Source organism: Streptomyces cyaneochromogenes, assembly GCF_003963535.1.
Classification (GTDB): domain Bacteria; phylum Actinomycetota; class Actinomycetes; order Streptomycetales; family Streptomycetaceae; genus Streptomyces; species Streptomyces shaanxiensis.
Genome location: NZ_CP034539.1, coordinates 2,788,756 through 2,813,314, shown reverse-complemented (window position 1 = coordinate 2,813,314; position 24,559 = coordinate 2,788,756). Strand labels below are relative to the sequence as shown.

Annotated in this window: 25 protein-coding genes; 16 read left to right on the top strand and 9 right to left on the bottom strand. The window is 70.5% G+C overall.

Going from position 1 to position 24,559, the window contains the following annotated elements; translation table 11 throughout:
* Window positions 1-41: 41 nt before the first annotated feature.
* Together EJ357_RS12510 and EJ357_RS12505 are read left to right on the top strand one after the other, a co-directional pair.
* Complete coding sequence (locus tag EJ357_RS12510; RefSeq protein ID WP_126391587.1) at window positions 42-1,184, top strand: glycosyltransferase family 4 protein; 1,143 nt, start codon at window positions 42-44, stop codon at window positions 1,182-1,184.
* A 140-nt stretch (window positions 1,185-1,324) separates the two neighbouring features.
* Entirely contained in the window at window positions 1,325-2,947 is a 1,623-nt protein-coding gene (locus tag EJ357_RS12505) for a GMC oxidoreductase (RefSeq protein ID WP_456114838.1), read from the top strand.
* 27 nt (window positions 2,948-2,974) lie between these two features.
* Here EJ357_RS12505 and EJ357_RS12500 read toward each other — a convergent pair whose 3' ends face one another.
* Window positions 2,975-4,771 carry an AMP-dependent synthetase/ligase gene (locus EJ357_RS12500; RefSeq protein WP_126391584.1) on the bottom strand — a complete coding sequence of 599 codons (1,797 nt, stop codon included), beginning with the start codon at window positions 4,769-4,771 and terminating at the stop codon, window positions 2,975-2,977.
* 338 nt (window positions 4,772-5,109) lie between these two features.
* Here EJ357_RS12500 and EJ357_RS12495 point away from each other — a divergent pair, with 338 nt between their 5' ends.
* The 6 genes from EJ357_RS12495 (at window position 5,110) to EJ357_RS12470 (ending at window position 10,300) form a co-directional block, all read left to right on the top strand.
* Window positions 5,110-5,865, top strand: a complete 756-nt coding sequence (locus tag EJ357_RS12495; RefSeq protein WP_175647813.1) for a metallophosphoesterase family protein — start codon at window positions 5,110-5,112, stop codon at window positions 5,863-5,865.
* A 143-nt stretch (window positions 5,866-6,008) separates the two neighbouring features.
* The gene (locus EJ357_RS12490) at window positions 6,009-6,449 is read left to right on the top strand and encodes an SRPBCC family protein (RefSeq protein ID WP_126391581.1); all 441 of its coding nucleotides are present in this window, start codon (window positions 6,009-6,011) and stop codon (window positions 6,447-6,449) included.
* Window positions 6,450-6,597: 148 nt separating this feature from the next.
* Entirely contained in the window at window positions 6,598-7,776 is a 1,179-nt protein-coding gene (locus EJ357_RS12485) for an ArsA family ATPase (protein ID WP_126391579.1), read from the top strand.
* Between the two features lie 57 nt (window positions 7,777-7,833).
* On the top strand, window positions 7,834-8,340 hold the full coding sequence (locus EJ357_RS12480) for a DUF5304 domain-containing protein (protein ID WP_126391577.1): 507 nt from the start codon (window positions 7,834-7,836) through the stop codon (window positions 8,338-8,340).
* A gap of 101 nt (window positions 8,341-8,441) precedes the next feature.
* A complete protein-coding gene (locus EJ357_RS12475) occupies window positions 8,442-9,395 on the top strand; it encodes an ROK family glucokinase (RefSeq protein WP_126391575.1) in 954 nt (317 codons plus the stop codon).
* 146 nt (window positions 9,396-9,541) lie between these two features.
* A complete protein-coding gene (locus EJ357_RS12470; protein ID WP_126391573.1) occupies window positions 9,542-10,300 on the top strand; it encodes an endonuclease/exonuclease/phosphatase family protein in 759 nt (252 codons plus the stop codon).
* Here EJ357_RS12470 and EJ357_RS12465 read toward each other — a convergent pair whose 3' ends face one another.
* From EJ357_RS12465 to EJ357_RS12450, 4 genes are all read right to left on the bottom strand, one after another.
* Entirely contained in the window at window positions 10,301-11,326 is a 1,026-nt protein-coding gene (locus EJ357_RS12465) for a CU044_5270 family protein (RefSeq protein WP_126391571.1), read from the bottom strand.
* Window positions 11,319-11,942: an RNA polymerase sigma factor gene (locus EJ357_RS12460; RefSeq protein ID WP_126391569.1), complete on the bottom strand. Its 624-nt coding sequence runs from the start codon at window positions 11,940-11,942 to the stop codon at window positions 11,319-11,321. Before EJ357_RS12460 ends, EJ357_RS12465 begins: the two co-directional genes overlap by 8 nt.
* Window positions 11,943-12,152: 210 nt before the next feature.
* Window positions 12,153-12,794 carry a hypothetical protein gene (locus tag EJ357_RS12455; RefSeq protein WP_126391567.1) on the bottom strand — a complete coding sequence of 214 codons (642 nt, stop codon included), beginning with the start codon at window positions 12,792-12,794 and terminating at the stop codon, window positions 12,153-12,155.
* On the bottom strand, window positions 12,787-13,566 hold the full coding sequence (locus tag EJ357_RS12450) for an alpha/beta hydrolase (protein ID WP_126391565.1): 780 nt from the start codon (window positions 13,564-13,566) through the stop codon (window positions 12,787-12,789). Before EJ357_RS12450 ends, EJ357_RS12455 begins: the two co-directional genes overlap by 8 nt.
* Before the next feature lie 136 nt (window positions 13,567-13,702).
* Here EJ357_RS12450 and EJ357_RS12445 point away from each other — a divergent pair, with 136 nt between their 5' ends.
* The 5 genes from EJ357_RS12445 to EJ357_RS12425 all read left to right on the top strand — a co-directional run bounded on the left by EJ357_RS12445 (window position 13,703) and on the right by EJ357_RS12425 (window position 18,690).
* Window positions 13,703-14,434 carry a lysophospholipid acyltransferase family protein gene (locus EJ357_RS12445; protein WP_126399400.1) on the top strand — a complete coding sequence of 244 codons (732 nt, stop codon included), beginning with the start codon at window positions 13,703-13,705 and terminating at the stop codon, window positions 14,432-14,434.
* Window positions 14,435-14,477: 43 nt separating this feature from the next.
* Window positions 14,478-15,707: a MacS family sensor histidine kinase gene (gene macS / locus EJ357_RS12440; RefSeq protein ID WP_126391563.1), complete on the top strand. Its 1,230-nt coding sequence runs from the start codon at window positions 14,478-14,480 to the stop codon at window positions 15,705-15,707.
* Entirely contained in the window at window positions 15,704-16,405 is a 702-nt protein-coding gene (locus EJ357_RS12435; RefSeq protein WP_126391561.1) for a response regulator, read from the top strand. The genes macS and EJ357_RS12435 overlap by 4 nt, the downstream gene beginning before the upstream one ends.
* Window positions 16,406-16,566: 161 nt before the next feature.
* The gene (locus tag EJ357_RS12430) at window positions 16,567-17,595 is read left to right on the top strand and encodes a 6-phosphofructokinase (RefSeq protein ID WP_126391559.1); all 1,029 of its coding nucleotides are present in this window, start codon (window positions 16,567-16,569) and stop codon (window positions 17,593-17,595) included.
* Between the two features lie 99 nt (window positions 17,596-17,694).
* The gene (locus tag EJ357_RS12425) at window positions 17,695-18,690 is read left to right on the top strand and encodes a 2-hydroxyacid dehydrogenase (RefSeq protein WP_126391557.1); all 996 of its coding nucleotides are present in this window, start codon (window positions 17,695-17,697) and stop codon (window positions 18,688-18,690) included.
* Here EJ357_RS12425 and EJ357_RS12420 read toward each other — a convergent pair.
* Window positions 18,642-20,531, bottom strand: a complete 1,890-nt coding sequence (locus EJ357_RS12420) for an anthranilate synthase family protein (protein ID WP_126391555.1) — start codon at window positions 20,529-20,531, stop codon at window positions 18,642-18,644. The two genes, EJ357_RS12425 and EJ357_RS12420, sit on opposite strands and share 49 nt — an antisense overlap.
* A gap of 116 nt (window positions 20,532-20,647) precedes the next feature.
* Entirely contained in the window at window positions 20,648-20,704 is a 57-nt protein-coding gene (locus EJ357_RS50735) for a trp operon leader peptide (RefSeq protein WP_071528813.1), read from the bottom strand.
* 95 nt (window positions 20,705-20,799) lie between these two features.
* On the opposite strand from EJ357_RS50735, the gene EJ357_RS12410 reads away from it, so the two are divergent.
* Both EJ357_RS12410 and EJ357_RS12405 read left to right on the top strand, forming a co-directional pair.
* The gene (locus EJ357_RS12410; RefSeq protein ID WP_126391553.1) at window positions 20,800-22,152 is read left to right on the top strand and encodes a class II 3-deoxy-7-phosphoheptulonate synthase; all 1,353 of its coding nucleotides are present in this window, start codon (window positions 20,800-20,802) and stop codon (window positions 22,150-22,152) included.
* Between the two features lie 156 nt (window positions 22,153-22,308).
* A complete protein-coding gene (locus tag EJ357_RS12405; protein WP_175647812.1) occupies window positions 22,309-22,545 on the top strand; it encodes a (2Fe-2S)-binding protein in 237 nt (78 codons plus the stop codon).
* A 200-nt stretch (window positions 22,546-22,745) separates the two neighbouring features.
* Here the strand turns inward: EJ357_RS12405 and bfr are convergent, their stop codons facing one another.
* On the bottom strand, window positions 22,746-23,222 hold the full coding sequence (gene bfr / locus EJ357_RS12400; protein ID WP_126391549.1) for a bacterioferritin: 477 nt from the start codon (window positions 23,220-23,222) through the stop codon (window positions 22,746-22,748).
* 175 nt (window positions 23,223-23,397) lie between these two features.
* Between bfr and EJ357_RS12395 the strand changes: the two genes are divergently transcribed.
* The gene (locus EJ357_RS12395) at window positions 23,398-24,030 is read left to right on the top strand and encodes a sulfite oxidase-like oxidoreductase (protein ID WP_126391547.1); all 633 of its coding nucleotides are present in this window, start codon (window positions 23,398-23,400) and stop codon (window positions 24,028-24,030) included.
* 19 nt (window positions 24,031-24,049) lie between these two features.
* Here the strand turns inward: EJ357_RS12395 and EJ357_RS12390 are convergent, their stop codons facing one another.
* Window positions 24,050-24,535 (bottom strand): DUF4396 domain-containing protein, encoded by a 486-nt coding sequence (locus tag EJ357_RS12390; protein WP_126391545.1) that lies wholly within the window; start codon window positions 24,533-24,535, stop codon window positions 24,050-24,052.
* Window positions 24,536-24,559 lie beyond the last annotated feature (24 nt).

Below are 24,559 nucleotides of genomic sequence, written 5' to 3'. Positions count from 1 at the left end.
GGCCCCGGCTGTGAACAGCGGCTTCGGTAAGGTCGGCGGCGATGCACAAGACCCTGATCGTGACCAACGACTTCCCGCCCCGCCCCGGCGGTATCCAGGCGTTCCTGCACAACATGGCACTGCGGCTCGACCCGGAGCGGCTGGTCGTCTACGCCTCCACCTGGAAGCGCGGCCGCGAGGGCGTCGAGGCCACGGCCGCCTTCGACGCGGAACAGCCCTTCAAGGTCGTCCGGGACCGTACGACGATGCTGCTGCCCACCCCCGGGGCGACCCGGCGGGCGGTCGGCCTGCTGCGCGAGCACGGCTGTACGTCGGTCTGGTTCGGGGCGGCGGCACCGCTCGGCCTGATGGCACCGGCACTGCGCAGGGCGGGCGCCGAGCGGCTGGTGGCCACGACCCACGGCCACGAGGCGGGGTGGGCCCAGCTGCCCGCGGCCCGGCAGCTGCTGGGGCGGATCGGTGAGACGACGGACACGATCACCTACCTCGGCGAGTACACGCGCTCGCGCATCGCGACCGCACTGACGCCTCAGGCGGCCTCGCGGATGGTGCAGCTGCCGCCGGGGGTGGACGAGAAGACCTTCCATCCGGAGTCCGGCGGCGCCGAGATCCGGGCCCGGCTCGGGCTGACGGACCGGCCGGTGGTGGTCTGCGTCTCCCGGCTGGTGCCGCGCAAGGGCCAGGACACGCTGATCCTGGCCATGCCCCGCATCCTCGCCGCCGAGCCGGAGGCCGTCCTGCTGATCGTCGGGGGCGGCCCGTACGAGCAGGACCTGCGCCGACTTGCCCACGAGACGGGCGTCGCCGACTCGGTCCGGTTCACCGGTCCGGTTCCCTGGTCCGAACTGCCCGCGCACTACGGCGCCGGGGACGTCTTCGCGATGCCGTGCCGGACGAGGCGGCGGGGACTCGACGTCGAGGGCCTCGGCATCGTCTACCTGGAGGCCTCGGCGACGGGCCTGCCGGTCGTGGCCGGGGATTCGGGCGGTGCCCCGGACGCGGTGCTCGACGGCGAGACGGGTTGGGTGGTGAGGGGCGGCTCCCCGGACGAGGCGGCCGACCGCATCGTCACGCTCCTGGGAGACGCGGAGCTGCGCAGCCGGATGGGCGAGCGGGGCCGCGAATGGGTCGAGGAGAAGTGGCGCTGGGACCTACTGGCGGAGAACCTGAAAACGCTGCTGTAGTGCAACGCCCTCTCTTTCAGGGGCGCGGGGAACGGCGCGACAAGCCACGGACGACCCGCACGCGCCCACGGCGAATACGCGCCACCCCACTAGGCGGAACCCAATAATCCGCACATGCTGCGCACATGACATCAAACCTGATGCAGCGTCAGCTGACAAGACGTCAAATCCTCGGAATGGCGGCACTACAGACGGCCGCCGCCCTCGGCTTCACCCGCATCGCCCTCCAGTCCGCCCAAGCCGCCGAGCCCGACGCAGTCGAATCCGCCCCCGCGATCGTCATCGGCTCCGGCTACGGCGGCGCGGTCGCAGCCCTGCGCCTCGGCCAGGCGGGCATCCGCACGGTCGTCCTCGAAATGGGCCGCCTCTGGAACACCCCCGGCCCCGACGGCAAGCTCTTCTGCTCCACCAGCGCCCCCGACCACCGCTCCATGTGGTTCCGCACCCGTACCGAGGCCCCGCTCGCCACCTTCCTCTGGCTGGACGTCGTCAACAAGGACATCAGCTCCTACCCCGGAGTCCTGGACCGCGTCCGCTACGACCACATGTCCGTGTACGTCGGCCGGGGCGTCGGCGGCGGCTCCCTGGTCAACGGCGGCATGGCGGTCACCCCGCTCCAGTCCTACTTCGCCGAGCAGTTCCCGACCGTGGACACCGCGGAGATGTACGGCACGTACTTCCCGCGCGCCCGCTCCATGCTGGGCGTCAACACCATCGACCCCGCGTGGTTCGAGTCGACCGAGTGGTACCGCTTCACCCGGATCTCCCGCAGACACGCGGCCAACACCGGTCTGAGGACCACCTTCGTGCCCAACGTCTACGACTTCGGGTACATGCAGCGCGAGGCGGCCGGCACGGCCACCAGGTCCGCACTGGCGGGCGAGGTCATCTACGGCAACAACCACGGCAAACGCACCCTCGACAAGACGTACCTGGCCTCCGCGCTCGGCACCGGGAACGTCACCATCCACACCCTGGAGCGGGTCAAGTCGATCAGCAGGGCCGCCGACGGGACGTACGTCCTGACCGCCGACCGGATCGACGACACCGGCGCCGTCGTGGAGACCAAGGAGTACGGCTGTACGTACCTCTTCCTCGGCGGCGGCAGCATCGGCACCACCGAACTCCTCGTCCGCGCCCGCGAGTCGGGCACCCTGTCCGCCCTGGACGCGAGCGTCGGAACCGGGTGGGGCACCAACGGCAACGTGATGCTCGGGCGGGCCAACCACCTGTGGGACACGGTCGGGGCGAACCAGTCGACCATGCCGGTCATGGGCATCGACGACTGGGCCAACACCGCCAACCCCGTCTTCGCCGAGATCGCGCCCCTGCCGACGGGGCTGGAGCACTGGGTCAGCCTCTATCTGGCGATCACCAAGAATCCGTCGCGGGCGTCGTTCTCGTACGACAGCGGCACGGGAGCCGTGAGACTCGGCTGGAGCGCCGCCCAGAGCGCGGTGTCGGTGGGCATGGCCAAGAAGCTGTTCGACCGGATCAACTCGGCCAACGCCACCATCTACCGGTACGACCTGTTCGGCTCGTCGAGCAAGGTCTTCGCCGACGACTTCACGTACCACCCGCTGGGCGGCTGTGTGCTGGGGAAGGCGACCGACAACTACGGAAGGGTCAAGGGGTATTCGAAGCTCTACGTCACCGACGGCTCGCTCGTGCCCGGGTCGATCGGTGTGAACCCGTTCGTGACGATCACGGCGCTCGCCGAACGCACGATGGCGCGGGTCCTCGTGGAGGACACCGCGCCATAACCGTCGTACCGCTTTTGAGCGGGCGTACTACTTCTGGTAGATCGCCTCGATCTCGTCCGCGAAGTCCTTCGCCACGACGTTGCGCTTGAGCTTGAGCGACGGCGTCAGATGGCCCGAGTCCTCCGTGAACTGGGAGGAGAGAATGCGGAACTTCCGCACCGATTCCGCCTTCGACACCGCGGCGTTGCCGTCGTCGATCGCGGCCTGGATCGCCGCGTTCAGGTCCGCGTCCCCGGTCAGTGACGCCGCGGTGGCATCCGCGGGCTTGCCGTGCTCGGCGGCCCAGCGGCCCAGGAACTCCTCGTCGATGGTGACCAGCGCGCCCACGAACGGCCGCCCGTCGCCCACCACCATGCACTCCGCAACCAGCGCGTGCGCCCGGATACGGTCCTCGATCACGGCCGGCGCGACGTTCTTGCCGCCCGCGGTGACGATGATCTCCTTCTTGCGGCCGGTGATCCTGAGGTAGCCGTCCTCGTCGAGGGTGCCGATGTCGCCGGTGTGGAACCAGCCGTCGGCCAGCGCCTCCTCGGTCGCGCCCGGGTTGTTCCAGTACTCCTTGAACAGGTGCTCGCCGTGCAGCAGCACCTCACCGTCGTCTGCGATGCGCACGACCGAGCCCGGCAGCGGCTGGCCGACCGTGCCGATCTTCTGGCGGTCCCAGGGGTTGAAGGCGGTCGCGGCGCAGGACTCGGTCAGCCCGTAGCCCTCCAGGACCGTGAAGCCGATGCCGCGGAAGAAGTGCCCGAGGCGCTCGCCCAGCGGGGCACCGCCGGAGATGGCGTACTCGCCCTTGCCGCCGAGCACCGCGCGCAGCTTGCTGTAGACGAGCTTGTCGAAGACCTTGTGCTTGATCTTCAGGCCCACGGACGGGCCCGACGGGGTGTCCAGCGCCTTGCTGTAGGCGATCGCGGTGTCCGCCGCCTTGTCGAAGATCTTGCCCTTGCCGTCCGCCTGCGCCTTGGCGCGCGCCGAGTTGTAGACCTTCTCGAAGACGCGCGGCACACCCAGGATCAGCGTCGGGCGGAACGCGGCCAGCTCGTCGGTGAGGTCCTTGATGTCCGGGACGGTGCCCAGCTTGATCGGCGCCATCATCGGCGCGATCTGCACCAGTCGGCCGAAGACGTGGGCGAGAGGGAGGAAGAGCAGGACGGAGCACTCGCCGGTGCGGAACAGCGGACGCAGGCGCTCCACGATGTTGCCGCACTCCGCGAAGAAGCTGCGGTGGGTGAGGACACAGCCCTTGGGGCGCCCGGTGGTGCCGGAGGTGTAGACGATCGTCGCCGGGTCGTCGGCCTTCGCCTGCGAGCTGCGCTCCTCGACCGTGGCGTCGCCGATGTCCTGCCCGAGCCGCCCCAGCTCCTCCACGCCCCCGGCCTCGATCTGCCAGACGTGCTTGAGCGCGGGCAGCTGGTCGCGCACCGACTCGACGGCGGCCGTGTGGTTGTCCAGCTCCGTGATCACGGCGGTGGCGCCCGAGTCACTGAGGATCCACTGCACCTGCTCCGGGGAGCTGGTCTCGTACACCGGCACGGTGACCGCGCCCGCCGACCAGATCGCGAAGTCGAGGAGGGTCCACTCGTAGCGGGTGCGGGACATCAGGCCGACCCGGTCGCCCGGCTGGACCCCGGCGGCGATGAGCCCCTTCGCGGCCGCGCGCACCTCGGCGAGGAAGGCGGTGGCCGTCACGTCCTGCCAGGCACCGCCCACCTTGCGGGCGATGACGGCGACGTCCGGGTGCTGCGCGGCGTTTCTGCGGACGATGTCGGTCAGATTGCCGTCCGCAGGGACCTCGTACAAAGCCGGAAGGCTGAACTCGCGCAAGACTGCTGCTCCTCATAGGGCGCCGGCGCCACGACGTTGTGTGATGCGACGGTGCGGTCCAAGGCTCGGGCAGGTGCTCTGGAATTCACATGTTGAAATCCAGAGCACGACTGGACCGACCGGACGTTACCCGCCGGTATGGCTTCTTCGACAGGGGGTCCCGGCGAGATGTTCGCTGCGTCACACGGTTTGGTGCTTCTGCGCGCACAGTAGTCGAGCGGTCTGACGACTGGCCAGTAACCATCGGTCCGCCCGGCACTGTTCACGTATGCCGCACACGCCTACCCTTGATCGTCATGGCACCGACACCGACGGGAAACCGCAGGACGCGCGTCCATGTGGTCAGCGACGTACACGGCAACGCCCGCGACCTGGCCACGGCCGGCGAGGGCGCGGACGCCCTGATCTGTCTGGGCGACCTGGTGCTGTTCCTGGACTACGCCGACCACTCGCGCGGCATCTTCCCCGACCTCTTCGGGGTGGAGAACGCCGACCGCATCGTGGAACTGCGGACCGCCCGGCGCTTCGACGAGGCGCGGGAGCTCGGCCGGCGGCTGTGGGCCGGGATCGGCTCGGACCGGGGCGCGGTGATCGAGAAGGCGGTCCGCAAACAGTACGCCGAGATGTTCGCGGCGTTCCCGACACCGACGTACGCCACCTACGGCAATGTCGACATGCCGCCTCTGTGGCCGGAGTACGCCCAACCGGGCACGACCGTGCTGGACGGGGAGCGGGTGGAGATCGGCGGCTGGGTCTTCGGCTTCGTCGGCGGCGGCCTGCGTACCCCCATGCGCACGCCCTACGAGATCAGCGACGAGGAGTACGCGGCGAAGATCGAGGCCGTGGGCGAGGTGGACGTGCTGTGCACGCACATTCCCCCGGAGGTCCCGGAGTTGGTGTACGACACGGTCGCGCGGCGCTTCGAGCGCGGGAGCCGGGCGCTGCTGGAGGCTATTCGCCGGACCCGCCCCCGCTACTCCCTTTTCGGTCATGTGCATCAGCCGCTGGCCCGGCGGATGCGCATCGGGGCGACGGAGTGCGTGAACGTGGGGCACTTCGCCGGGTCGGGGAAGCCGTGGGCGCTGGAATGGTGAGTGAATTCGGGTGGGGTGGGCGTTTTCGCGACGACGGCGCAGGTGGGGGTGGAGTCGGCCCGTCGGACGCGCGGTAGCCTTCACGCTGCACACGCGTGCGCACCACGACTTCATACCGGCCCGCATCTGGAGGAGCCACGGCGATGGCGGAACACACCAGCTCGAGCATCACGATCGAGGCGGCACCGGCCGATGTCATGGGGGTGATCGCCGACTTCGCCCGCTACCCGGACTGGACCGGCGAGGTGAAGGAGGCGGAGGTCCTCGCGACGGACGCGCAGGGCCGCGCCGAGCAGGTCCGCCTCGTCATGGACGCCGGCGCGATCAAGGACGACCAGGTGCTGGGCTACACCTGGACCGGCGAGCACGAGGTCTCCTGGACGCTGGTGAAGTCCCAGATGCTGCGCTCGCTCGACGGCTCGTACATCCTCAAGCCGGCGGGGGAGGGTTCGACCGAGGTCACCTACCGGCTGACGGTGGACGTCAAGATCCCGATGCTGGGGATGATCAAGCGGAAGGCCGAGAAGGTCATCATCGACCGGGCGCTGGCCGGGCTGAAGAAGCGGGTGGAGTCGGGCAAGTAGGCCCGCGGCGGAGCGGCTGACGGATACCTCACCCCCGCCGTCCCCACCCGTCCCTGGGGGCTGCGGCCCCCGGACCCCCGCTTCGGCCCTGAAGGGGCCTCGTCCTCAAAGGCCGGGCGGGCTGGACGGTCGGCTACGGTTCACCCCCATGCGCACGATCCTGATCACGGGCCCTGGCGGCAGCGGCCGTACCACCATCGCCGCCGCCACGGCGCGCGCCGCCGCCCGCGAAGGCACCCGCACCCTCGTCCTCAGCGCCGACCGCACCGACACCCTGGGCGCGGCACTCGGCGTGCGGACGGGAGCGGCTCCCACCAAGGTCACCGAGAACCTCGCCGCCTGGCGCCCCGACGCCGCCACCGGCTTCCGGGACGACCTCGCCGCCTTCCAGGAACGCGCCGCCTCCGCCCTCGACCTCCTCGGCGCCTCCCGCCTCGACCCGGAGGAGGTCACCCCCCTGCCCGGTGCCGAGGAACTCGCACTGCTGCGTGCCCTGCGCGACGCCGCGCTCGCCGAGGCCCATGACCTCCTCGTCGTCGACCTGCCGGCCACCCCGCACGCCCTCGCCCTGCTCTCCCTCCCCGAGGAGCTGCGCCGCTATCTGCGCCGGCTGCTCCCGCCCGAGCGCCAGGCGGCCCGTGCCCTGCGGCCCGTCCTGGGCCGGCTGGCCGGGGTGCCGATGCCCGCGGAGTGGCTGTACGAGACCGCGGCCCGCTGGGACGTCGAGCTCGCCGCCGTGGAGGCCGTCGTCGCCGACCGCGACACCGTCGTACGGCTGGTCGCCGAGCCGGGCCCGGGCGGCGCCGACGCCGTGCGCGCCGCCGGCCTCGCGCTCGCGCTGCGCGGCCTGCGCCCCGACCTGCTGATCGCCAACCGGGTCCTGCCGGAGGCGGAGGCGGCGGCCGGGAGCTGGCTCGCCGGGCCCGTCGCCCAGCAGCGCAAGGTCCTGGAGGAGTGGCGGGAGGAGGGCCACGAGGTCCACGACATCGCCCATCTCGGGCGGGATCCCCGGGGCACCGACGATCTCGCCGCCCTCGCCGTGCCCCACGTCAACCGCACCTCGTCCACCGTCGAGTGGCCCGTCACCGACCGGCTCGCCGACGACGGCGTCCTCGTCTGGAGCATCCCCCTGCCCGGCGCCGAACGCGACGAGCTCGATCTCATCCGGCGCGGCGACGAACTCGTCGTCACCGCAGGACAGTTCCGGCGTATCGTGCCCCTGCCGTCGGCCCTGCGCCGGTGCGGGGTGGACGGGGCCGCGCTGCGGGACGGCGAGCTGCGGATCCGGTTCGCGCCGGACCCGGATCTATGGCCGCGGACACGGTGAAGCAGGTACGGCCGTTCGGGTAACGTCGTAGAGACGAACCGTAGTCAGGAGTCCGTCATGAGCGAAGAGCTCCCCCCGTCCGAAGCCACCGAGCGGAAGGCTGCCGACGAGGAGCGGGCGACCGACGCCGACGCCTGGGCGACGGCGTGCGCCGAGGACCTCGCGGCGGAGAAGGCACGTCGCCGTGGGCAGCACGGCCCGCCCCCGGGCTCGGCCGCCGAGGAACTGCGCAAGCTCGTCGACGCCGTCGCGGACAAGCTCTCCACCATCCAGTCCCCGCTGCTCGGCGCGGTCGCCGGACCCGCCGCCCAGCAGGTGGTCAAGCAGGTCGTGGAGCAGGCCAAGGCCGCCGTCGAGCCCGTCATCGAGCGCAACCCGGACGTCTTCGACCACCTGGCCGCCGCCGGCAACGAGCTCCTCGCCGCCTACCGCTCCGCGGTCCAGAACCAGGAAAGGCGCTGGACGAGCCCCACGAACGACGCCGAGGAACTGGACGAACTCGACGACGACAAGCGCGACCCCGGCGAGGGCACCGGCCCCGGCCAGCGCATCGACTTGGACTGACGTCCCCCTCGGGCCCGTCCGCCGGGCGGACGACGGGAACCCGGTGACAGGGCCTCGGGTACGGTTGGCCATAGCGGGGCTCGACCGGAACTGAGGGATTCATGGGACTCACCATCGGCGTCGACATCGGCGGTACCAAGATCGCGGCCGGTGTGGTCGACGAGGAAGGCAACATCCTCTCGACCCACAAGGTGCCGACCCCGGGCACGCCCGACGGGATCGTGGACGCCATCGCCTCCGCGGTGGAGGGCGCGCGCGCCGGGCACGAGATCGTCGGCGTGGGGATCGGTGCGGCCGGATACGTCAACCGTCAGCGCTCCGAGGTCTACTTCGCCCCCAACATCGACTGGCGCAACGAGCCGCTGAAGCAGAAGGTCGAGACCCGCGTCGGCCTCCCGGTCGTCGTCGAGAACGACGCCAACGCGGCCGCCTGGGGCGAGTACAAGTTCGGCGCGGGCAAGGGTCACCGCAACGTCATCTGCATCACCCTCGGCACCGGCCTCGGCGGCGGCATCATCATCGGCAACAAGCTGCGCCGCGGCCACTACGGCGTCGCCGCCGAGTTCGGCCACATCCGCATGGTGCCGGACGGCCTGCTGTGCGGCTGCGGCAGCCAGGGCTGCTGGGAGCAGTACGCCTCCGGGCGCGCTCTCGTCAGATACGCCAAGCAGCGCGCCAACGCCACCCCCGAGAACGCCGAGATCCTGCTCGGCCTGGGCGACGGCACCCCCGACGGCATCGAGGGCAAGCACATCTCCATGGCCGCCCGCCAGGGCGACCCGGTCGCCGTCGACTCCTACCGCGAACTCGCCCGCTGGGCCGGCGCCGGCCTCGCCGACCTCGCCTCCCTCTTCGACCCGTCCGCCTTCATCGTCGGCGGCGGCCTGTCGGACGAGGGCGAACTGGTCCTCGACCCGATCCGCAAGTCCTACAAGCGCTGGCTGGTCGGCGGCAACTGGCGCCCGGTGGCCGACGTGATCGCGGCCCAGCTCGGCAACAAGGCGGGCCTGGTGGGCGCGGCGGACCTGGCCCGGGAGCCCGACCCGATCATGTGACGTCTGCTTCTCGAGGTGCGGCCACTGTGCCTGCTCAGGGGCGCGGGGAACTGCGCGACAAGCCACGACGAAGCGGCAGTCGCACACGATCCCCGCGCCCCGAGCCGTCAGGCGCCCAAACCCGCTCCCGGCGTAAATTGACCCGCATGCCGACGCCTCCACTGCTTCCCGACTCCGCCACCGAACCCGACGGTTCCGCAGTCATCCGCGTCCTCAGCTACAACATCCGCTCGATGCGCGACGACACCGCCGCCCTCGCCCGGGTGATCAGCGCCTGCGCCCCCGACCTGGTCCTCGTCCAGGAAGCCCCCCGCTTCTTCCGCTGGCGCAAGAAGCTCGCCCGCCTGGCCGGCGCGGCGAACCTCGTGATCCTCTCCGGCGGCGCCACAGCCGCGGGCCCGGCCATCCTCTGCACCCTGCGCGCGACGGTCGAACGCACCGAGGACGTCCTCCTGCCCCTCACCCCGGGCCTGCACCGCCGCGGCTTCTCGACCGCCGTGGTCCGTTACGGAGGCGCCCGCCTCGGCGTCCTCAGCTGTCACCTCAGCCTCCAGAAGGACGAGCGCTACGAGCAGGGCGGCATGCTCCTCGACCGGCTGGCCGCCATGGGCGTGGAACACGCGGTCGCGGGCGGCGACCTGAACGAGCGGCCCGGCGGCCGTACCTTCCGACGCATGGCCGCCGACCTCCAGGACTGCTGGGCGACCGCCCCCTGGGGCACCGAGTACACCTCGACCCCGATCGACCCCCACCAGCGCATCGACGCGATCTTCGCCACCAAGGGCATCGAGGTGATCGGCTGCGGCGTTCCCCTCGGCCGGCCCGGCGTGACGCAGACGGACCTGAGGGCGGCCACGGACCACCTTCCGGTCCTGGCCGCCCTCAGGGTGCCCGCTACCGCCTAGCTACGGCCGCTGCTTCGCCTTGTCGACGACCGCCCAGCTGTCGAGGTACGACAGCTGGGTGTACGTCTTCATGGACGCGCCGTCGCCCGAGGTGCGCTCGTCACGGAAGCCGAGGAACTGGTACGTCCTCGGGTCGAAGACGAAGTAGCCGCCGAAGCCCCCGGTCCCCGGCTGCGTCGGGTCGTCGTACGTGATGGCCACACCGATGCGCCCCTTCGCGTCCTGCTGGTTCGGCACCGCCTTCACCCCGGGCACCATCCCCAGCGCCTCGTACGCCGCCGGGCGCAGCCCCTCCGGCATCACCGGCACCAGCTTGAGCAGCCCGGCGAGGCTGAAGTGGATGTGCGACCAGGACTCCTCCTCGATGTCGTCCAGCGAGTCGGTCTTCCCGCCCATGCCCCAGTCGCGGTTGATCTCGAGGATCAGCTTCTTCGGGTCGGTCGGCAGCTTCCGCAGCGTGCCCCAGTCCTGCGGCGGCCAGCTGCTCTGGTTCTCCTCCAGCGGTGGTGACCACCACCCGTGGCCGATTTCCATGATCCAGGACGACTTCGAGCCGTCGACCGAACGCCAGTTCTCGTCGACGTAGCTCTTCGTCGCACCGGTCTTCTGGTCGGTCTCCTTGATGATCTCCTTGGTGTAGATGAACTGGTCGTCACGCGGGGTGACCGTCCGCTCGTGCCGGCGCTCGTAGGCGGCGGCCCCGTTGAGCACGGTCTGCGCGCTCACGTTCCGCATGGCCGGCGCGCTGGTCGCCGGCGGGTTCGCCGTCCGGCCCCGCCCCGCGCCTTCGTCGTCGCGTACGGCGACCAGGACCCCGGCGGCGACGGCCGCGGCGAGCGCGCCGGTCAGGGCGATGCGCAGGACCGGGCGGCGCGGCCGTACGACCGGAGCGGGCCGGTCCATCGCGGCGAGCAGGCGGGAGCGCACCCGCTGCCGGGTCGCGTCGTCGAGGGGCGGGGCCCCCGGGTCGAAGTCCCTCAGTTCTCTCAGTTCGTACAGCTCTTGCGGTTCGTCGATGTCACGCATGGGCGTCTGCCTCTCGGAATGCCGTCGGATCGGATCCGCCCAGTGCTTCGCGCAATCTGCTGCGAGCCCGGTGCAGCCTGGATCTGACCGTGCCGACGGGCACGCCGAGGGCCTGGGCCGCCTCCTCGTAGTCGAGGCCGGCCCAGGCCACCAGCAGTACGACATCGCGGTGCCGGGCGGACAGCCCGGACAGCGCGGCTGCCAGTTCCCGGCGCACCCCCGTGGCACCGGCCCTGGAAACCGCCCGGTCGGCGACCGGCTCCTCGTGCTCCACCGGCTCCGGCAGCCGGGCGAGCGCCTTGAACCGGCGCGCCTCGGCCCGGCGGTGCCGGCCCACGAGGTTCGTCGCGATGCCGAACAACCAGGGGCGGGCGTCGTCCCGCCCCAGGTCGTAGGTGTGGCGCCGCTGGAAGGCGGTGATGAAGGTCTCCGCCGTCAGATCCTCCGCCGCCTCGGGACCGAGCCGCCGGGCCGCGTAACGATGCACGGCGTCGGCGTACCGGTCGTAGAGCGCGGCGAACAGCTCGGGCTCGTCCCGGGACCGCGCGATCACTCGGGCATCACTCTCCTCGCGATCCTCGTCGCGGGTGCCGACGCCCGGTGGTCCGACGGTCATCGGGGCTCCTTTCGTTCCTCTGAACGCCTCGAAGGCTTGGGCTTGTTCGGGTTGTTCACCTCTACTTCGCCGGTCGCCGCAATCGAGTTCCCTTTTTCGGTGGGGGGCGGTTCGCAGATGTCCGAGGTGCCCGCGAGGGCGCGTCCGGAGCGTCTCCGCACGCGCGAAAGCCCGTCCGGAGCGTCTCCGGACGGGCCCTCACCGGCTGTGTCAGACGACCGCGCCGCGTCCCGGGTCGTCGTCCTCGTCGTCGTCCGTCTTCATCCGCATCACCAGCGTGGCGAATCCGCCGAGGAACCCGCCGATGCCCAGCGTGGCCAGCCACCACGTCATGTCCCAGCCGAACAGGACGGCGAGCAGCAGCAGCACCGGCCCGCCGACCACGGCGAGCCAGGCGAACTTCGCGGTCGGGTCGGCGGCGGGCAGCGGCGGCGGCTCCGGCGGTACGAAGTGGCCCTCGTCGTCGATGTCGAAGTCGTCCTCGGACGGCTCCGGCGCGCTGTAGTCCCGCGGTCCGGCGCCGACGCCGGGCGCGAAGGAGACGGAGCTGCCCAGCGGCCTGGCCGGCTTGTCCTCCTTGGACTTCCCGTCCTTGTCGTCCTGCTCGTCCCGGCTGCCCTTGGCGTCCTCGGACCGGTCGCCCGCCTCCTCGTCGTCCGGGTCGGACTCCAGCAGCGCCAGGTCCTCCACCGACTTGAACGGCTTCGCGCCCGGCGGGTCCTTCGGCTCGTCGCCGTACCCGGCGACGATCGCGGCCCAGGCGGCGTCCTCGTCGAACGGGACGTGCTGCTCTTCCGGCTCGCGATCGTCGCGGTCCTCGCGCCTCTCGCGGTCGGAGTCGTGCTCAGCCACGTGCGGTCGTCCCTTCTTTGCCCACGCCGGTTGCGAGCCGGCCGATGAAGCCGAGGCTCTCCTCGAAGATCCGGTCCGCGTCATGGTCCAACGTCGCCACGTGGTAACTCTGTTCCAGCACGACCTCCGTTACGTCCGTCGACGACACCCTGCTCAGGATCCGGGCCGAGTCGGCGGCCGGCACGATGTGGTCCCGGTCGCTGCGCAGGAGCAGCAGCGGCTGGGTGACCTGCGGCAGCTCGCCGTCGACCAGGCGGAAGAAGTTCCGCAGGGAGTGGGCCGCGTGCAGGGGCACCCGGTCGTAGCCGAGCTCGACGGCGCCTTCCTTCGCTATGTCACTGGCGATCCCGCGCGTCGTGCGGACGAGGTGGCGGGAGACCGGAAGGGTGTACGCGGACAGGCCGTGCACCTTGTTCGCCGGGTTGACGACGACCACGCCGGCGATGTCCTCCCCGTGCTTCGCGGCGAGCCGCAGCGCGAGGGCGCCGCCCATGGAGAGGCCGGCGACGAAGACCCGCTCGCAGCGGTCGCGCAGGGTGCGCAGGGCGCGGTCCACCTCGGCGTACCAGTCCTGCCAGCCGGTGAGCGCCATGTCCTCCCAGCGCGTGCCGTGCCCGGGCAGCAGCGGCAGCGCGACGGTGAGCCCGCGCTCGGCGAGATACTCCGCCCAGGGGCGCAGCGACTGCGGGGAACCGGTGAAGCCGTGGCAGAGGAGGACCCCGACCTCCCCGCCCTCATGGCGGTATGGCTCGGCTCCAGGAAGGACCGGCACCTTACGGTCTCCTGTTCGTGAGAGGGACGGTGTGCTTCACCGTACGCGACCGTACTGACACCGACCAGGGTCGTCGGACTCTTTGACAGCGCTCCGGGTTAAGGTCTGATCGACAGACACAGGAGGCACTCGGTTGTTGTACGGCGCGATGAAGGTGACCATCGGGGGACCGTTGAAGGTCGCCTTCAGGCCCTGGGTGGAAGGCCTGGAGAACATTCCCGCCGAGGGCCCCGCGATCCTCGCGAGCAACCACCTCTCCTTCTCCGACTCGTTCTTCCTGCCCGCGGTCCTCGACCGCAAGGTGACCTTCATCGCGAAGGCCGAGTACTTCACCACTCCGGGCGTCAAGGGCCGGCTGACGGCCGCGTTCTTCAAGGGCGTCGGCCAGCTGCCCGTGGACCGCTCCGGAGCGCGCGGGGCGGGCGAGGCGGCCATCAAGAGCGGGATAGACGTCCTGGAACGCGGTGAGCTGTTCGGTATCTACCCGGAGGGCACCCGCTCGCCCGACGGCCGGCTCTACCGGGGCAAGCCCGGCGGCCTCGCACGCGTGGCGCTCGCCACCGGAGCGCCGGTCATCCCGGTCGCGATGATCGACACGGAGAAGATCCAGCCGCCCGGCAAGGTCATGCCGAAGCTGATGCGTCCGGGCATCCGGATCGGCGAACCCCTGGACTTCAGCCGGTACCAGGGCATGGAGCACGACCGGTTCGTGCTCCGCGCGGTGACCGACGAGGTCATGTACGAGATCATGAAGCTCTCCGGCCAGGAGTACGTCGACATCTACGCGACCGCCGCCAAGCGGCAGATCGCGGAGGCGGCGAAGGCCGAGCGGGAACAGGCGCGCAAGAAAAAGGAACAGCCCGAATAGAGTCGGCCGCAGCTGAGCCGAGGGGGCCGAGGGGTGGGGGCAAGTGGCCGAGCGTGAGCGGGTCATGAGGATGTCCGTCGAGCAGCCGCTGTGGCGTGCGCTGACCGGCTACCGGGTGTTGACCATGGTGTACGCGATCGGGCTGTTCATCAGCGCGTACGACGAGGTCGCCAGGCCCTGGGTCGCCATCGCCTACTTCGCCGTACTGGCCGTCTGGACGCTGGCCACCCTGCCCAGGGTCGCGAACGCCGCGAACTGCACCAAGCGGTTCCTCGCCGTGGACCTCACCATCGCCCTGGCCGGCATCCTGCTCACCCGGCTCGCCGAGACGCCCGCGCGGATCGACGCCGGGGCGCCGACCCTGCCGTCGATCTGGACCGCGGGCGCCGTGCTGGCGTTCGCCATCAAGGGCGGCTGGCGCTGGGCCGCGTTCGCCTCCACGCTGGTCGCCGCAGCCAACCTGGTCCACCGCTCGGGCGTGCCGACCCGCGACACCGTCCACATGGTGCTGCTCGTCTGGATCGCCTCCATCGCCATCGGCTACGTCGTCGAGGTCGCCCGTGCCTCCGAGCGCACCCTCGCCCGTGCCCTGGAGATCGAGGCGGCCACGCGTGAGCGGGAGCGCCTCGCCCGGGACATCCACGACAGCGTGCTCCAGGTGCTGGCGATGGTGCAGCGGCGCGGCGCCGTCATCGGCGGCGAGGCGGCCGAGCTGGGCCGCATGGCCGGCGAGCAGGAGGTGGCGCTGCGCACGCTGGTCTCGGGCGGGCTGATACCCGTGTCGCGGGTGTCCGAGGACGCCGCGGACGGGGCGGTCGTACGGACCGTGGAAGAGCCGGACGACGCCACCGGTCCCGTCGATCTCCGCGCCCTGCTCGCGCCGTACGCGGGCGCCAGGGTGAACCTTGCCGAGCCCGGCGCGCCCGTGCCGCTCGCGCCGGTCGCCGCACGGGAGCTGGCCGCGGCCGTGGGGGCCGCCCTGGACAACGTCCGCAAGCACGCGGGGGAGCACGCGCGCGCGTGGATCCTGGTCGAGGACGAGCCCGACGCGGTGATCGTCACCGTACGGGACGACGGCCCCGGCATCCCCGAGGGGCGGCTCGCCCAGGCCGAGGGGGAGGGACGGCTCGGCGTCGCCCTGTCGATCCGGGGGCGGCTGCGGGAGCTCGGCGGCAGCGCCGAGCTGATCTCGGTGCCGGGCCAGGGCACCGAAGTGGAACTGAAAGTACCGAAGCACAGCAGCGCTTCACGGGGGAAGGCGGAGCAGCGATGACGGACACCGCGGACGGGCGAGACGGACAGCAGGGCCCGATCAGGGTCATGGTGGTCGACGACCACCCCATGTGGCGCGACGCGGTCGCCCGCGACCTGGCCGAGTCCGGCTTCGACGTGGTCGCCACCGCGGGCGACGGCGACCAGGCCGTTCGCCGTGCCAAGGCCGCCGCCCCCGACGTCCTCGTGCTCGACCTCAACCTGCCCGCCAAGCCCGGCGTCCAGGTCTGCAAGGAGCTCGTCGGCCACAACCCGGCCCTGCGCGTCCTCGTCCTGTCCGCGAGCGGCGAGCACGCCGACGTCCTGGAGGCGGTGAAGTCCGGCGCCACCGGCTATCTGCTGAAGTCGGCGTCCACGGAGGAACTGCTGGACGCGGTGCGCCGTACCGCCGTCGGTGACCCGGTGTTCACGCCCGGCCTGGCCGGACTCGTCCTGGGCGAGTACCGCCGCCTCGCCTCCGACCCCGGGCCCGCCGCCCCCGACGCCGACCAGCCCAAGGCCCCGCAGCTCACCGAGCGCGAGACCGAGGTGCTGCGGCTGGTCGCCAAGGGCCTGAGCTACAAGCAGATCGCCGAACGCCTGGTCATCTCCCACCGCACGGTCCAGAACCACGTCCAGAACACCCTCGGCAAGCTGCAGCTGCACAACCGCGTGGAGCTGGTGCGATACGCGATCGAGCGGGGCCTGGACGAGGAGTGACGCAGATCCTCGGCGAGGGGTGATCGTCGGCCGTCGGCTTGACGGCGCGTAAACCCGAATACCCGGCAGTTCACCGGAATTGCCGGTCCGACCCATCCCGCTGTGACCTGGATCACCATTAGCGTGACCTCACCAGGCAACCGCGGCGAAGGGACATTTCCATGCGGGTCGGAGTACTGACCGGAGGCGGCGACTGCCCCGGTCTCAACGCCGTCATCCGGGCCGTCGTCCGCAAGGGCGTGCAGGAGTACGGCTACGACTTCGTCGGCTTCCGGGACGGCTGGCGAGGTCCGCTCGAGAACGACACCGTCCGTCTCGACATCCCCGCCGTGCGCGGCATCCTGCCCCGCGGCGGCACCATCCTCGGCTCCTCGCGCACCAACCCCCTCAAGCAGGAGGACGGCATCCGCCGGATCAAGGAGAACCTCGCCAAGCAGGAGGTCGAGGCGCTCATCGCCATCGGCGGTGAGGACACCCTCGGCGTCGCCGCCCGGCTGTCCGACGAGTACGGCGTGCCCTGCGTCGGCGTGCCGAAGACGATCGACAACGACCTGTCCGCCACCGACTACACCTTCGGCTTCGACACCGCCGTGGGCATCGCGACGGAGGCCATCGACCGGCTGCACACCACCGCCGAGTCCCATATGCGCGTCCTGGTCTGCGAGGTGATGGGCCGTCACGCCGGCTGGATCGCCATCCACTCAGGCCTGGCCGGCGGCGCCAACGTCATCCTCATCCCCGAGCAGCGCTTCGACGTCGACAAGGTGTGCGCCTGGATCACCTCCCGCTTCAAGGCCTCGTACGCCCCGATCGTGGTCGTCGCCGAGGGCGCCATGCCGAAGGACGGCGACATGGTCCTCAAGGACGAGTCGCTGGACTCCTTCGGGCACGTCCGGCTCTCCGGCGTCGGCGAATGGCTGGCCAAGGAGATCGAGAAGCGCACGGGCAAGGAAGCCCGTACGACGGTCCTCGGACACATCCAGCGCGGCGGCACCCCGAGCGCCTTCGACCGCTGGCTCGCCACCCGCTTCGGGCTGCACGCCATCGAGGCGGTCCGCGACCGCGACTTCGGCAAGATGGTCGCCCTGCGCGGCACGGACATCGTCCGCGTCCCGATCGGGGAGGCCACGGCCAAGCTGAAGACGGTGGACCCGAAGCTGTACGAGGAGGTCGGGGTCTTCTTCGGCTGACCGGGCGGCCGAGCGGTTTCCAACGGCTGCTTTCCGCCCGGCGACACGGGGTTGTGGGCCGTATATTCGGCCCATAGCCCCTATGAAACGGGAGCAGCCTTGGAGATTCTCGCCTTCGGCGTGCAGGCGGACGAGAAGCCCCTGATCGAGCGGGCCTTCCAGGGCCACCACGAGGTCCGCTGCCTGGACGTCTTCCTCAACGAGGACACCGCCCCCATCGCCACCGGCTACGAGGTCGTCTGCACCAGCGTCAACTGCGACCTCGGCCATCGCGTCCTGCAGACCCTCGCGGCCGGCGGCACCCGGATGGTCGCCCAGCGCTCCACCGGCTTCAACAACATCGACCTCAAGGTCGCCGAGCGCCTCGCCATGACGGTCGCCCGGGTCTCGTACTACTCGCCCCACTCCGTGGCCGAGTTCGCCTGGACCCTCGCGATGGCGGTCAACCGCCGGATCGTCCGCGCCTCCACGCGCACGCGTGACTTCGACTTCCGCCTCGACGGCCTGATGGGCCGCGACATGCACGGCCGCACCGCCGGCGTCCTCGGCACCGGCAAGATCGGCGAGGCCTTCACCCGCATCGCCCACGGCTTCGGCATGAACCTGCTCGGCTGGGACGTCGCCGAGAACCCCGCCTGCCTGCACCTCGGCATGCGCTACGTCCCCAAGGAGCAGCTTCTCGCCGAGTCCGACCTGGTCAGCCTGCACGTGCCGCTCGTGCCGGAGACGCGTCGGCTCATCGACGCGGACGCCCTGAAGTCGATGAAGGACGACGCGATCCTCATCAACTCCAGCCGCGGCGGCCTCATCGACACCGCGGCCCTCGTCGCCGAGCTGCGCGAGGGCCGCTTCACGGGGGTCGGCCTGGATGTGTACGAGGCGGAGGCGGGCCTGTTCTTCCTCGACAAGTCCCTCCAGGCCGTCGAGGACGACACCCTGGCCCGCCTCGTCACCTTCCCGAACGTCCTGGTCACCTCGCACCAGGCGTACTACACCCGGGACGCCGTCGGACAGATCATCGAGACCACGCTGAAGAACGTCCTCGACTACAGGGAGGGCCGCCGCTCCGAGAACGTGCTGGTGCCGCGCAGCTGACCCACCAGATCGCGTACGACGGCGGCGCCGTTCAGCGTCAGGACCGACTCGGGGTGGAACTGCACACCGGCGAAGCCCCCGCCGCGTACGGCATGCACCTCCCCGTTGTCGGCCCGGCTGACCTCGATGCCGTGCTCGGCGAGTTCCGCGTACACCTCGTCGTCGCAGCGCGCCACGAAGCTGTTGTAGAAGCCGACCGTCTCCGGCCGACCGAACAGGTCGATCGTCGTCTGCGCACCCTGGTACGGCACTTCCTTCCGGACGATCTCCAGCCCCAGCTCGGCCGCGATCAGCTCGTGCCCGAGACAGACGCCGAGCACGCCGTGCCGGTGGCTACGGATGACCTCGGCGGTCAGGTCCCGCAGGAACCGCATCTTCGGGTCGACGCGGTCGGACGGGTCACCGGGCCCGGGGCCGAGCACGACCGGCCCCTCGTGCGCGAGCACCGTCTGCCGCAGGCCTGGCTCGTCGTAGCGCCGTACCGTCACCTCCAGGCCGCCGGACCGCAGCACATGGGCCAGCATCGCCGTGAAGGTGTCCTCGCCGTCCACGACCAGGGCGTGTCCGGTGAGCTCCGCTCCCTGCTTGGGGGCTTCCTGCATCCGCAGCCAGAACGGGGCCAGCGAGGCCCGGCGCCCGTCGAGCGCGGCACGCACGCGTGGGTCGTCGGCGAGCTGTACGCGCGCGTGCTCCTCGCGCGACCGGGACGGGCGTACGCCCAGCGCCGCCAGCACCCCCGCCGCCTTCGCGTGGGTCTCCGCGACCTCGCTCGCCGGGTCCGACCCGCGCACGAGCGTGGCACCGACCGGCACCCGCAGCCCGCCGTCCGCGTCGATGTCGGCGGTGCGGATGAGGATGGGGGAGTCGAGGGTCTGGGCCCCGCCGGAGTCCCGGCCGATCAGGGCCAGCGCCCCCGCGTAGTACCCGCGCCCGCCGACCTCGTGCCGCTCGATGACCCGGCAGGCGTTCTGCACCGGCGAGCCGGTCACGGTGGCCGCGAACATGGTCTCCCTCAGGACGTCCCGCACATCCAGCGAGGACTTCCCGCGCAGCTCGTACTCGGTGTGCGCGAGGTGGGCCATCTCCTTCAGCCGGGGGCCGACGACCACCCCGCCCATGTCGCCGACGGTGCACATCATCTTGAGCTCCTCGTCGACGACCATCGACAGCTCCTCGATCTCCTTGCCGTCGGCGAGGAAGTCGAGCAGGTGCTCGGGGGTCGGCCCCTCGGCGGGATAGCGGTACGTCCCGCTGATCGGGTTCATGACGACGGTCCCGCCGGACATCCGCACATGCACCTCGGGGCTGGCTCCGACCAGCGTCCGCTCCCCGGTGTGCACGACAAAGGTCCAGTACGCCCCTCGCTCGCCCACCAGCAGCCGCCGGAACAGTGCCAGCGCGTCGGCCCTTGCGAACCCGGCGATCTCCCCCTCGTACGTCCGCCGGATCACGAAGTTCGCGCCCTCGCCCCGCCCGATCTCCTCCCGCAGCACGCGCCCGACGATCTCCGCGTACTCCTCGTCGCCGACGTCGAAGCCACCGCCCTCGACGCGCACGTCGTGCGACGGGAGCTGCTCCAGGGCGTCGGCGAGCGGGATGCCGTACGACTCCTCGGCGGTGAGCACCGTCAGGGGAGTGCCGTCGTCGCGGACGTCGAAGCCGCGCTCGCGGATCTGCCGGAACGGGACGAGCGCGAGGCCCTCGTCGGGGAGGTCGGCGAGACGGTCGTAGGTGCCGACCGGGCCGATGAGGACCTCGATCATGTCGTGGTCATGGCCGGGTGTGCGGCGGCGCAGCAGGGCGAACGGGCGGGGATCTGCCGGCAAGCCGAGCAGGTTCATGGGTCCGTGCTCCTTCTCAGTGAGACTCGGTGGTACTCGGTGGGAGAGGAACGGACCCCGGAAAACGCCGAAGGCCGCCCCTCGGGCGGCCTTCGCGAAGTCTTGCGTACGCGCAGTCAGTGGGCCGCCGGATGAGCGGTCCACCACCAGTTCTGGGTCGAGTGCGCGAACATGCGGGGCACCCTACCCCATGTCCGAGTCGTGTACCTCGTGTCTCAATTGCTGGGCATGGGGCAGGACGCCCGACACGACCCCGTAATGTTGAGGCGTGACCGTGAACGCTAAGACCAGCGCGAGCGCTGGCAACACCTGGCGAGACCTGCCCGCGGCGCAGCAGCCCGAGTACCCCGACCCCGAGGCTCTGCGCGCAGTCGTTGCGGAGCTGGAGTCGTATCCGCCGCTCGTCTTCGCGGGCGAGTGCGACCAGCTGCGCGCCCGGATGGCGTCCGTCGCCAAGGGAGAGGCGTTCCTCCTCCAGGGCGGCGACTGCGCCGAGGCTTTTGACGCCGTGTCCGCCGACCACATCCGCAACAAGCTCAAGACCCTCCTCCAGATGGGCGCCGTGCTGACGTACGCCGCCTCGGTGCCGGTCGTGAAGGTCGGCCGTATCGCCGGCCAGTACTCCAAGCCGCGCTCCAAGCCGACCGAGACCCGCGACGGCGTGACGCTGCCGACCTACCGCGGCGACTCCGTCAACGGCTTCGACTTCACCGAGGCCGCCCGCGTCCCGGACCCCGAGCGGCTGAAGCGGATGTACAACGCGTCCGCCTCCACGCTCAACCTGGTGCGCGCCTTCACCACCGGCGGCTACGCCGACCTGCGCCAGGTGCACGCCTGGAACCAGGACTTCGTGAAGTCGTCCCCGTCCGGCCAGCGCTACGAGCAGCTGGCGCGGGAGATCGACAACGCGCTGAACTTCATGCACGCCTGCGGGGCCGACCCGGAGGAGTTCAAGACGGTCGAGTTCTACGCCTCGCACGAGGCGCTGCTGCTCGACTACGAGTCCGCGCTGACCAGGGTCGACTCGCGTACGGGCCAGCTGTACGACGTGTCGGGCCACATGGTGTGGATCGGTGAGCGCACCCGGCAGCTGGACCACGCGCACATCGAGTTCGCCTCGAAGATCCGCAACCCGATCGGCATCAAGCTCGGCCCGACGACGACGGCCGAAGACGCTCTGCAGTACATCGAGCGCCTGGACCCGGAGCGGGAGCCGGGCCGGCTGACCTTCATCGTCCGCATGGGCGCGGACAAGGTCCGCGACAAGCTCCCCGAGCTGGTCGAGAAGGTCACCGCCTCCGGTGCCACGGTGGCCTGGGTGACCGACCCGATGCACGGCAACACCTTCGAGGCGGCCTCCGGCCACAAGACCCGCCGCTTCGACGACGTGCTCGACGAGGTCAAGGGCTTCTTCGAGGTCCACAAGGGCCTCGGCACCCACCCGGGCGGCATCCACGTGGAGCTCACCGGCGACGATGTCACCGAGTGCGTGGGCGGTGGCGACGAGATCTTCGTCGACGACCTGCACCAGCGCTACGAGACGGCCTGCGACCCGCGGCTCAACCGCAGCCAGTCGCTGGACCTGGCGTTCCTCGTCGCCGAGATGTACAGGGACCAGTAACGGGTTCGGCTGTTACCGGCATGGGGAGTGGGGCGCGGATCACATACGATCCGCGCCCCACTCCACTTTTACGGTTCCTGTGCGACGGGTAAGGTTAGGTTAGCCTCACCGATCAAGGGGATGGCACGACATCGATCCCGGCGGGAGGTGATCCGCGTGTACGTCTGCAGTTGCTTCGGCGTGACCGAGCAGCAGGTGAAGCAGCACGCGGAGAACGGTGCCTGCACGCCCCGCCAGATAGCCTCCGCCTGCAAGGCGGGCACGGACTGTGGATCCTGCGTACGCCGTATCCAGGCGCTCCTGGGCAGGGGTGCGTGCCCGCGCCGTGAGCTGGCCGACCAGGGTCGGCCGGTGCTGTCCGAGCTGGAGAGCGAACTCGACGAGGCGGCCTAGGGTCTGTTGTTTGGATCAGGTCGGCTGAGAGAGACTGCGCCTCCTGGCTGACCCGAGCGGGGCGTGGTGCGTGCAGCTGCAAGGCGGAGGAGGGCGGCGACGCGGAGCGTCGGCAACCGACGACAACGCGGCTGGGGGTCCCCCCTCTGGGGGAGCGCGTGCCACGCCCCGCGACGCCGGCATGATCCAAACGACAGGCCCTAGCTCGGCTGCTCGATCTGCTGCGCGAGGTAGAGCGCCTCGCCGAGCTTTTCGATGAGCTCCAGCTGCGTGTCCAGGTAGTCGATGTGGTGCTCCTCGTCCTCGAGGATCGACTCGAAGAGGTTCGCGGACGTGATGTCGCCCTTGGTCCGCATCACCTCGATACCGCGCTTGAGGCGGTCGATCGCCTCGACCTCGACCTGTCGGTCGGCCTGGAACATCTCGGTGACCGTCTGGCCGACCCGTACATGGAAGAGCCGCTGATAGTTGGGCAGGCCGTCCAGCATGAGGATGCGCTCGGTGAGCTTGTCCGCGTGCTTCATCTCATCGATGGACTCTTCACGCGTGTACTTGGCGAGCTTGGTCCAGCCTTTGTTGTCCTGGATCCGGTAGTGCAGCCAGTACTGGTTGATCGCCGTGAGCTCGCCGGTCAGCTGCTCGTTCAGGAATTCGAGGACCTCGGGGTCGCCCTGCATCGCAGAGGCTCCTTCCAAGCGGGGGAACTGGCAGGTTGCGCCGCATGATTGCACCGGCGAGAAAGATCGTCCAGTAAGTCTTCACTTAGTAAGTAAGTGCATGCTTAGTCCAGTTTGGGTGGAATCGGAGTGGGTGGGGTCAGGTGCACTGCTTCGGGTCTGTCAGGATGGACTCATGGGTCAGCCGGTGGAGCGCGAAAGTGGAGCAGCAGCACACTCCGAGCTTCCGCCGGGGCAGCGGGTGCAGCGCGGCTGGCCGGTCACGCACTACGGTCCCGTCCCGAAGTTCCGTCCCGAACGCTGGGAGTTCAGGGTGTTCGGGGCCACCGCCGACGGCGAGAAGCACTGCTGGACCCACGAGGAGTTCGCGGCCCTGCCGTACACCACCGTCGTCGCCGATCTGCACTGCGTCACGAAGTTCAGCATGCTCGGTGCGGAGTGGGGCGGCATCCCGGCCCGTACGATCCTGGAGATCGCACCGCCCGCCCCGGCCGTCACCCATGTGATGGTGTGGGCGGAGTACGGCTTCAGCTCCAACCTCCGCCTCGCCGACTTCGCCTCCGAGCGCACGATCTTCGCCACCCACAAGGACGGCGAACTGCTCACGGCCGAGCACGGCTTCCCCCTCCGTCTGGTCGTCCCCCATCTGTACGCCTGGAAGGGGCCCAAGTGGGTCCGCGGCGTGGAGTACATGACGGCCGACCGTCGCGGCTTCTGGGAGGAGCGCGGGTACCACAACGTCGGGGACCCGTGGAAAGAGCAGCGTTACTCGTACCAGGAGGAGCCGGGGGACGGGCCCGAGCTCTGAGTCCCGTCCCTGCGTCGGCTCAGTGGTACTGGTGCACCACCGCATGCCCCTTGCCCCGGCCGATCATCCACTTGTTGACCGGCGTCGTCAGTACGAAGGCGACGGCGAGCGCGATCGCCAGCACCCACCAGAACAGCGGGTCGGTGAGCTCGGCGTCCATGGCGCCCGGCCAGAGCACGATCACGCCGTTGTCGACCAGCTCCATCACGGCGATGGACAGGGTGTCCGCGGCCAGCGCCACCTTGAGCGCGGCCCGCAGGCCGACGCCCGCCTTCAGTACTCCCCACAGGGTGAGCGCGTAGCCGAAGAAGAAGGCGAGGGTGATCGCCAGGATCAGTGTCGGCACGGTGCTCCAGCCGAGCGCGGTGCCGATCACCATGCCCAGCACCTCGCCGATCGCACAGCCGGTGAGGCAGTGCAGGGTGGCCCGCACGGCCATCGCCCAGGTGCTGGTCGCGGCCACCTCGTGGTGGTGTGCGTGGGCCGTGTGCGCTTCGTGCTCCATGAGTGCCCCCAATGTCAGGTCACG

Bases quoted from the DNA above. Each gene is read 5' to 3' on its own strand.
- EJ357_RS12460 (WP_126391569.1), bottom strand. From the start codon at position 11,942: ATGACCGTCGGACCACCGGGCGTCGGCACCCGCGACGAGGATCGCGAG.
- EJ357_RS12480 (WP_126391577.1), top strand. From the start codon at position 7,834: ATGAGCGAAGAGCTCCCCCCGTCCGAAGCCACCGAGCGGAAGGCTGCC.
- EJ357_RS12510 (WP_126391587.1), top strand. From the start codon at position 42: ATGCACAAGACCCTGATCGTGACCAACGACTTCCCGCCCCGCCCCGGC.
- EJ357_RS12465 (WP_126391571.1), bottom strand. From the start codon at position 11,326: ATGCGTGACATCGACGAACCGCAAGAGCTGTACGAACTGAGAGAACTG.
- EJ357_RS12420 (WP_126391555.1), bottom strand. From the start codon at position 20,531: ATGAACCTGCTCGGCTTGCCGGCAGATCCCCGCCCGTTCGCCCTGCTG.
- bfr (WP_126391549.1), bottom strand. From the start codon at position 23,222: ATGCAGGGCGACCCCGAGGTCCTCGAATTCCTGAACGAGCAGCTGACC.
- EJ357_RS12490 (WP_126391581.1), top strand. From the start codon at position 6,009: ATGGCGGAACACACCAGCTCGAGCATCACGATCGAGGCGGCACCGGCC.
- EJ357_RS12485 (WP_126391579.1), top strand. From the start codon at position 6,598: ATGCGCACGATCCTGATCACGGGCCCTGGCGGCAGCGGCCGTACCACC.
- EJ357_RS12505 (WP_456114838.1), top strand. From the start codon at position 1,325: ATGCAGCGTCAGCTGACAAGACGTCAAATCCTCGGAATGGCGGCACTA.
- EJ357_RS12395 (WP_126391547.1), top strand. From the start codon at position 23,398: ATGGGTCAGCCGGTGGAGCGCGAAAGTGGAGCAGCAGCACACTCCGAG.
- EJ357_RS12435 (WP_126391561.1), top strand. From the start codon at position 15,704: ATGACGGACACCGCGGACGGGCGAGACGGACAGCAGGGCCCGATCAGG.
- EJ357_RS12475 (WP_126391575.1), top strand. From the start codon at position 8,442: ATGGGACTCACCATCGGCGTCGACATCGGCGGTACCAAGATCGCGGCC.
- EJ357_RS12390 (WP_126391545.1), bottom strand. From the start codon at position 24,535: ATGGAGCACGAAGCGCACACGGCCCACGCACACCACCACGAGGTGGCC.
- EJ357_RS12430 (WP_126391559.1), top strand. From the start codon at position 16,567: ATGCGGGTCGGAGTACTGACCGGAGGCGGCGACTGCCCCGGTCTCAAC.
- EJ357_RS12470 (WP_126391573.1), top strand. From the start codon at position 9,542: ATGCCGACGCCTCCACTGCTTCCCGACTCCGCCACCGAACCCGACGGT.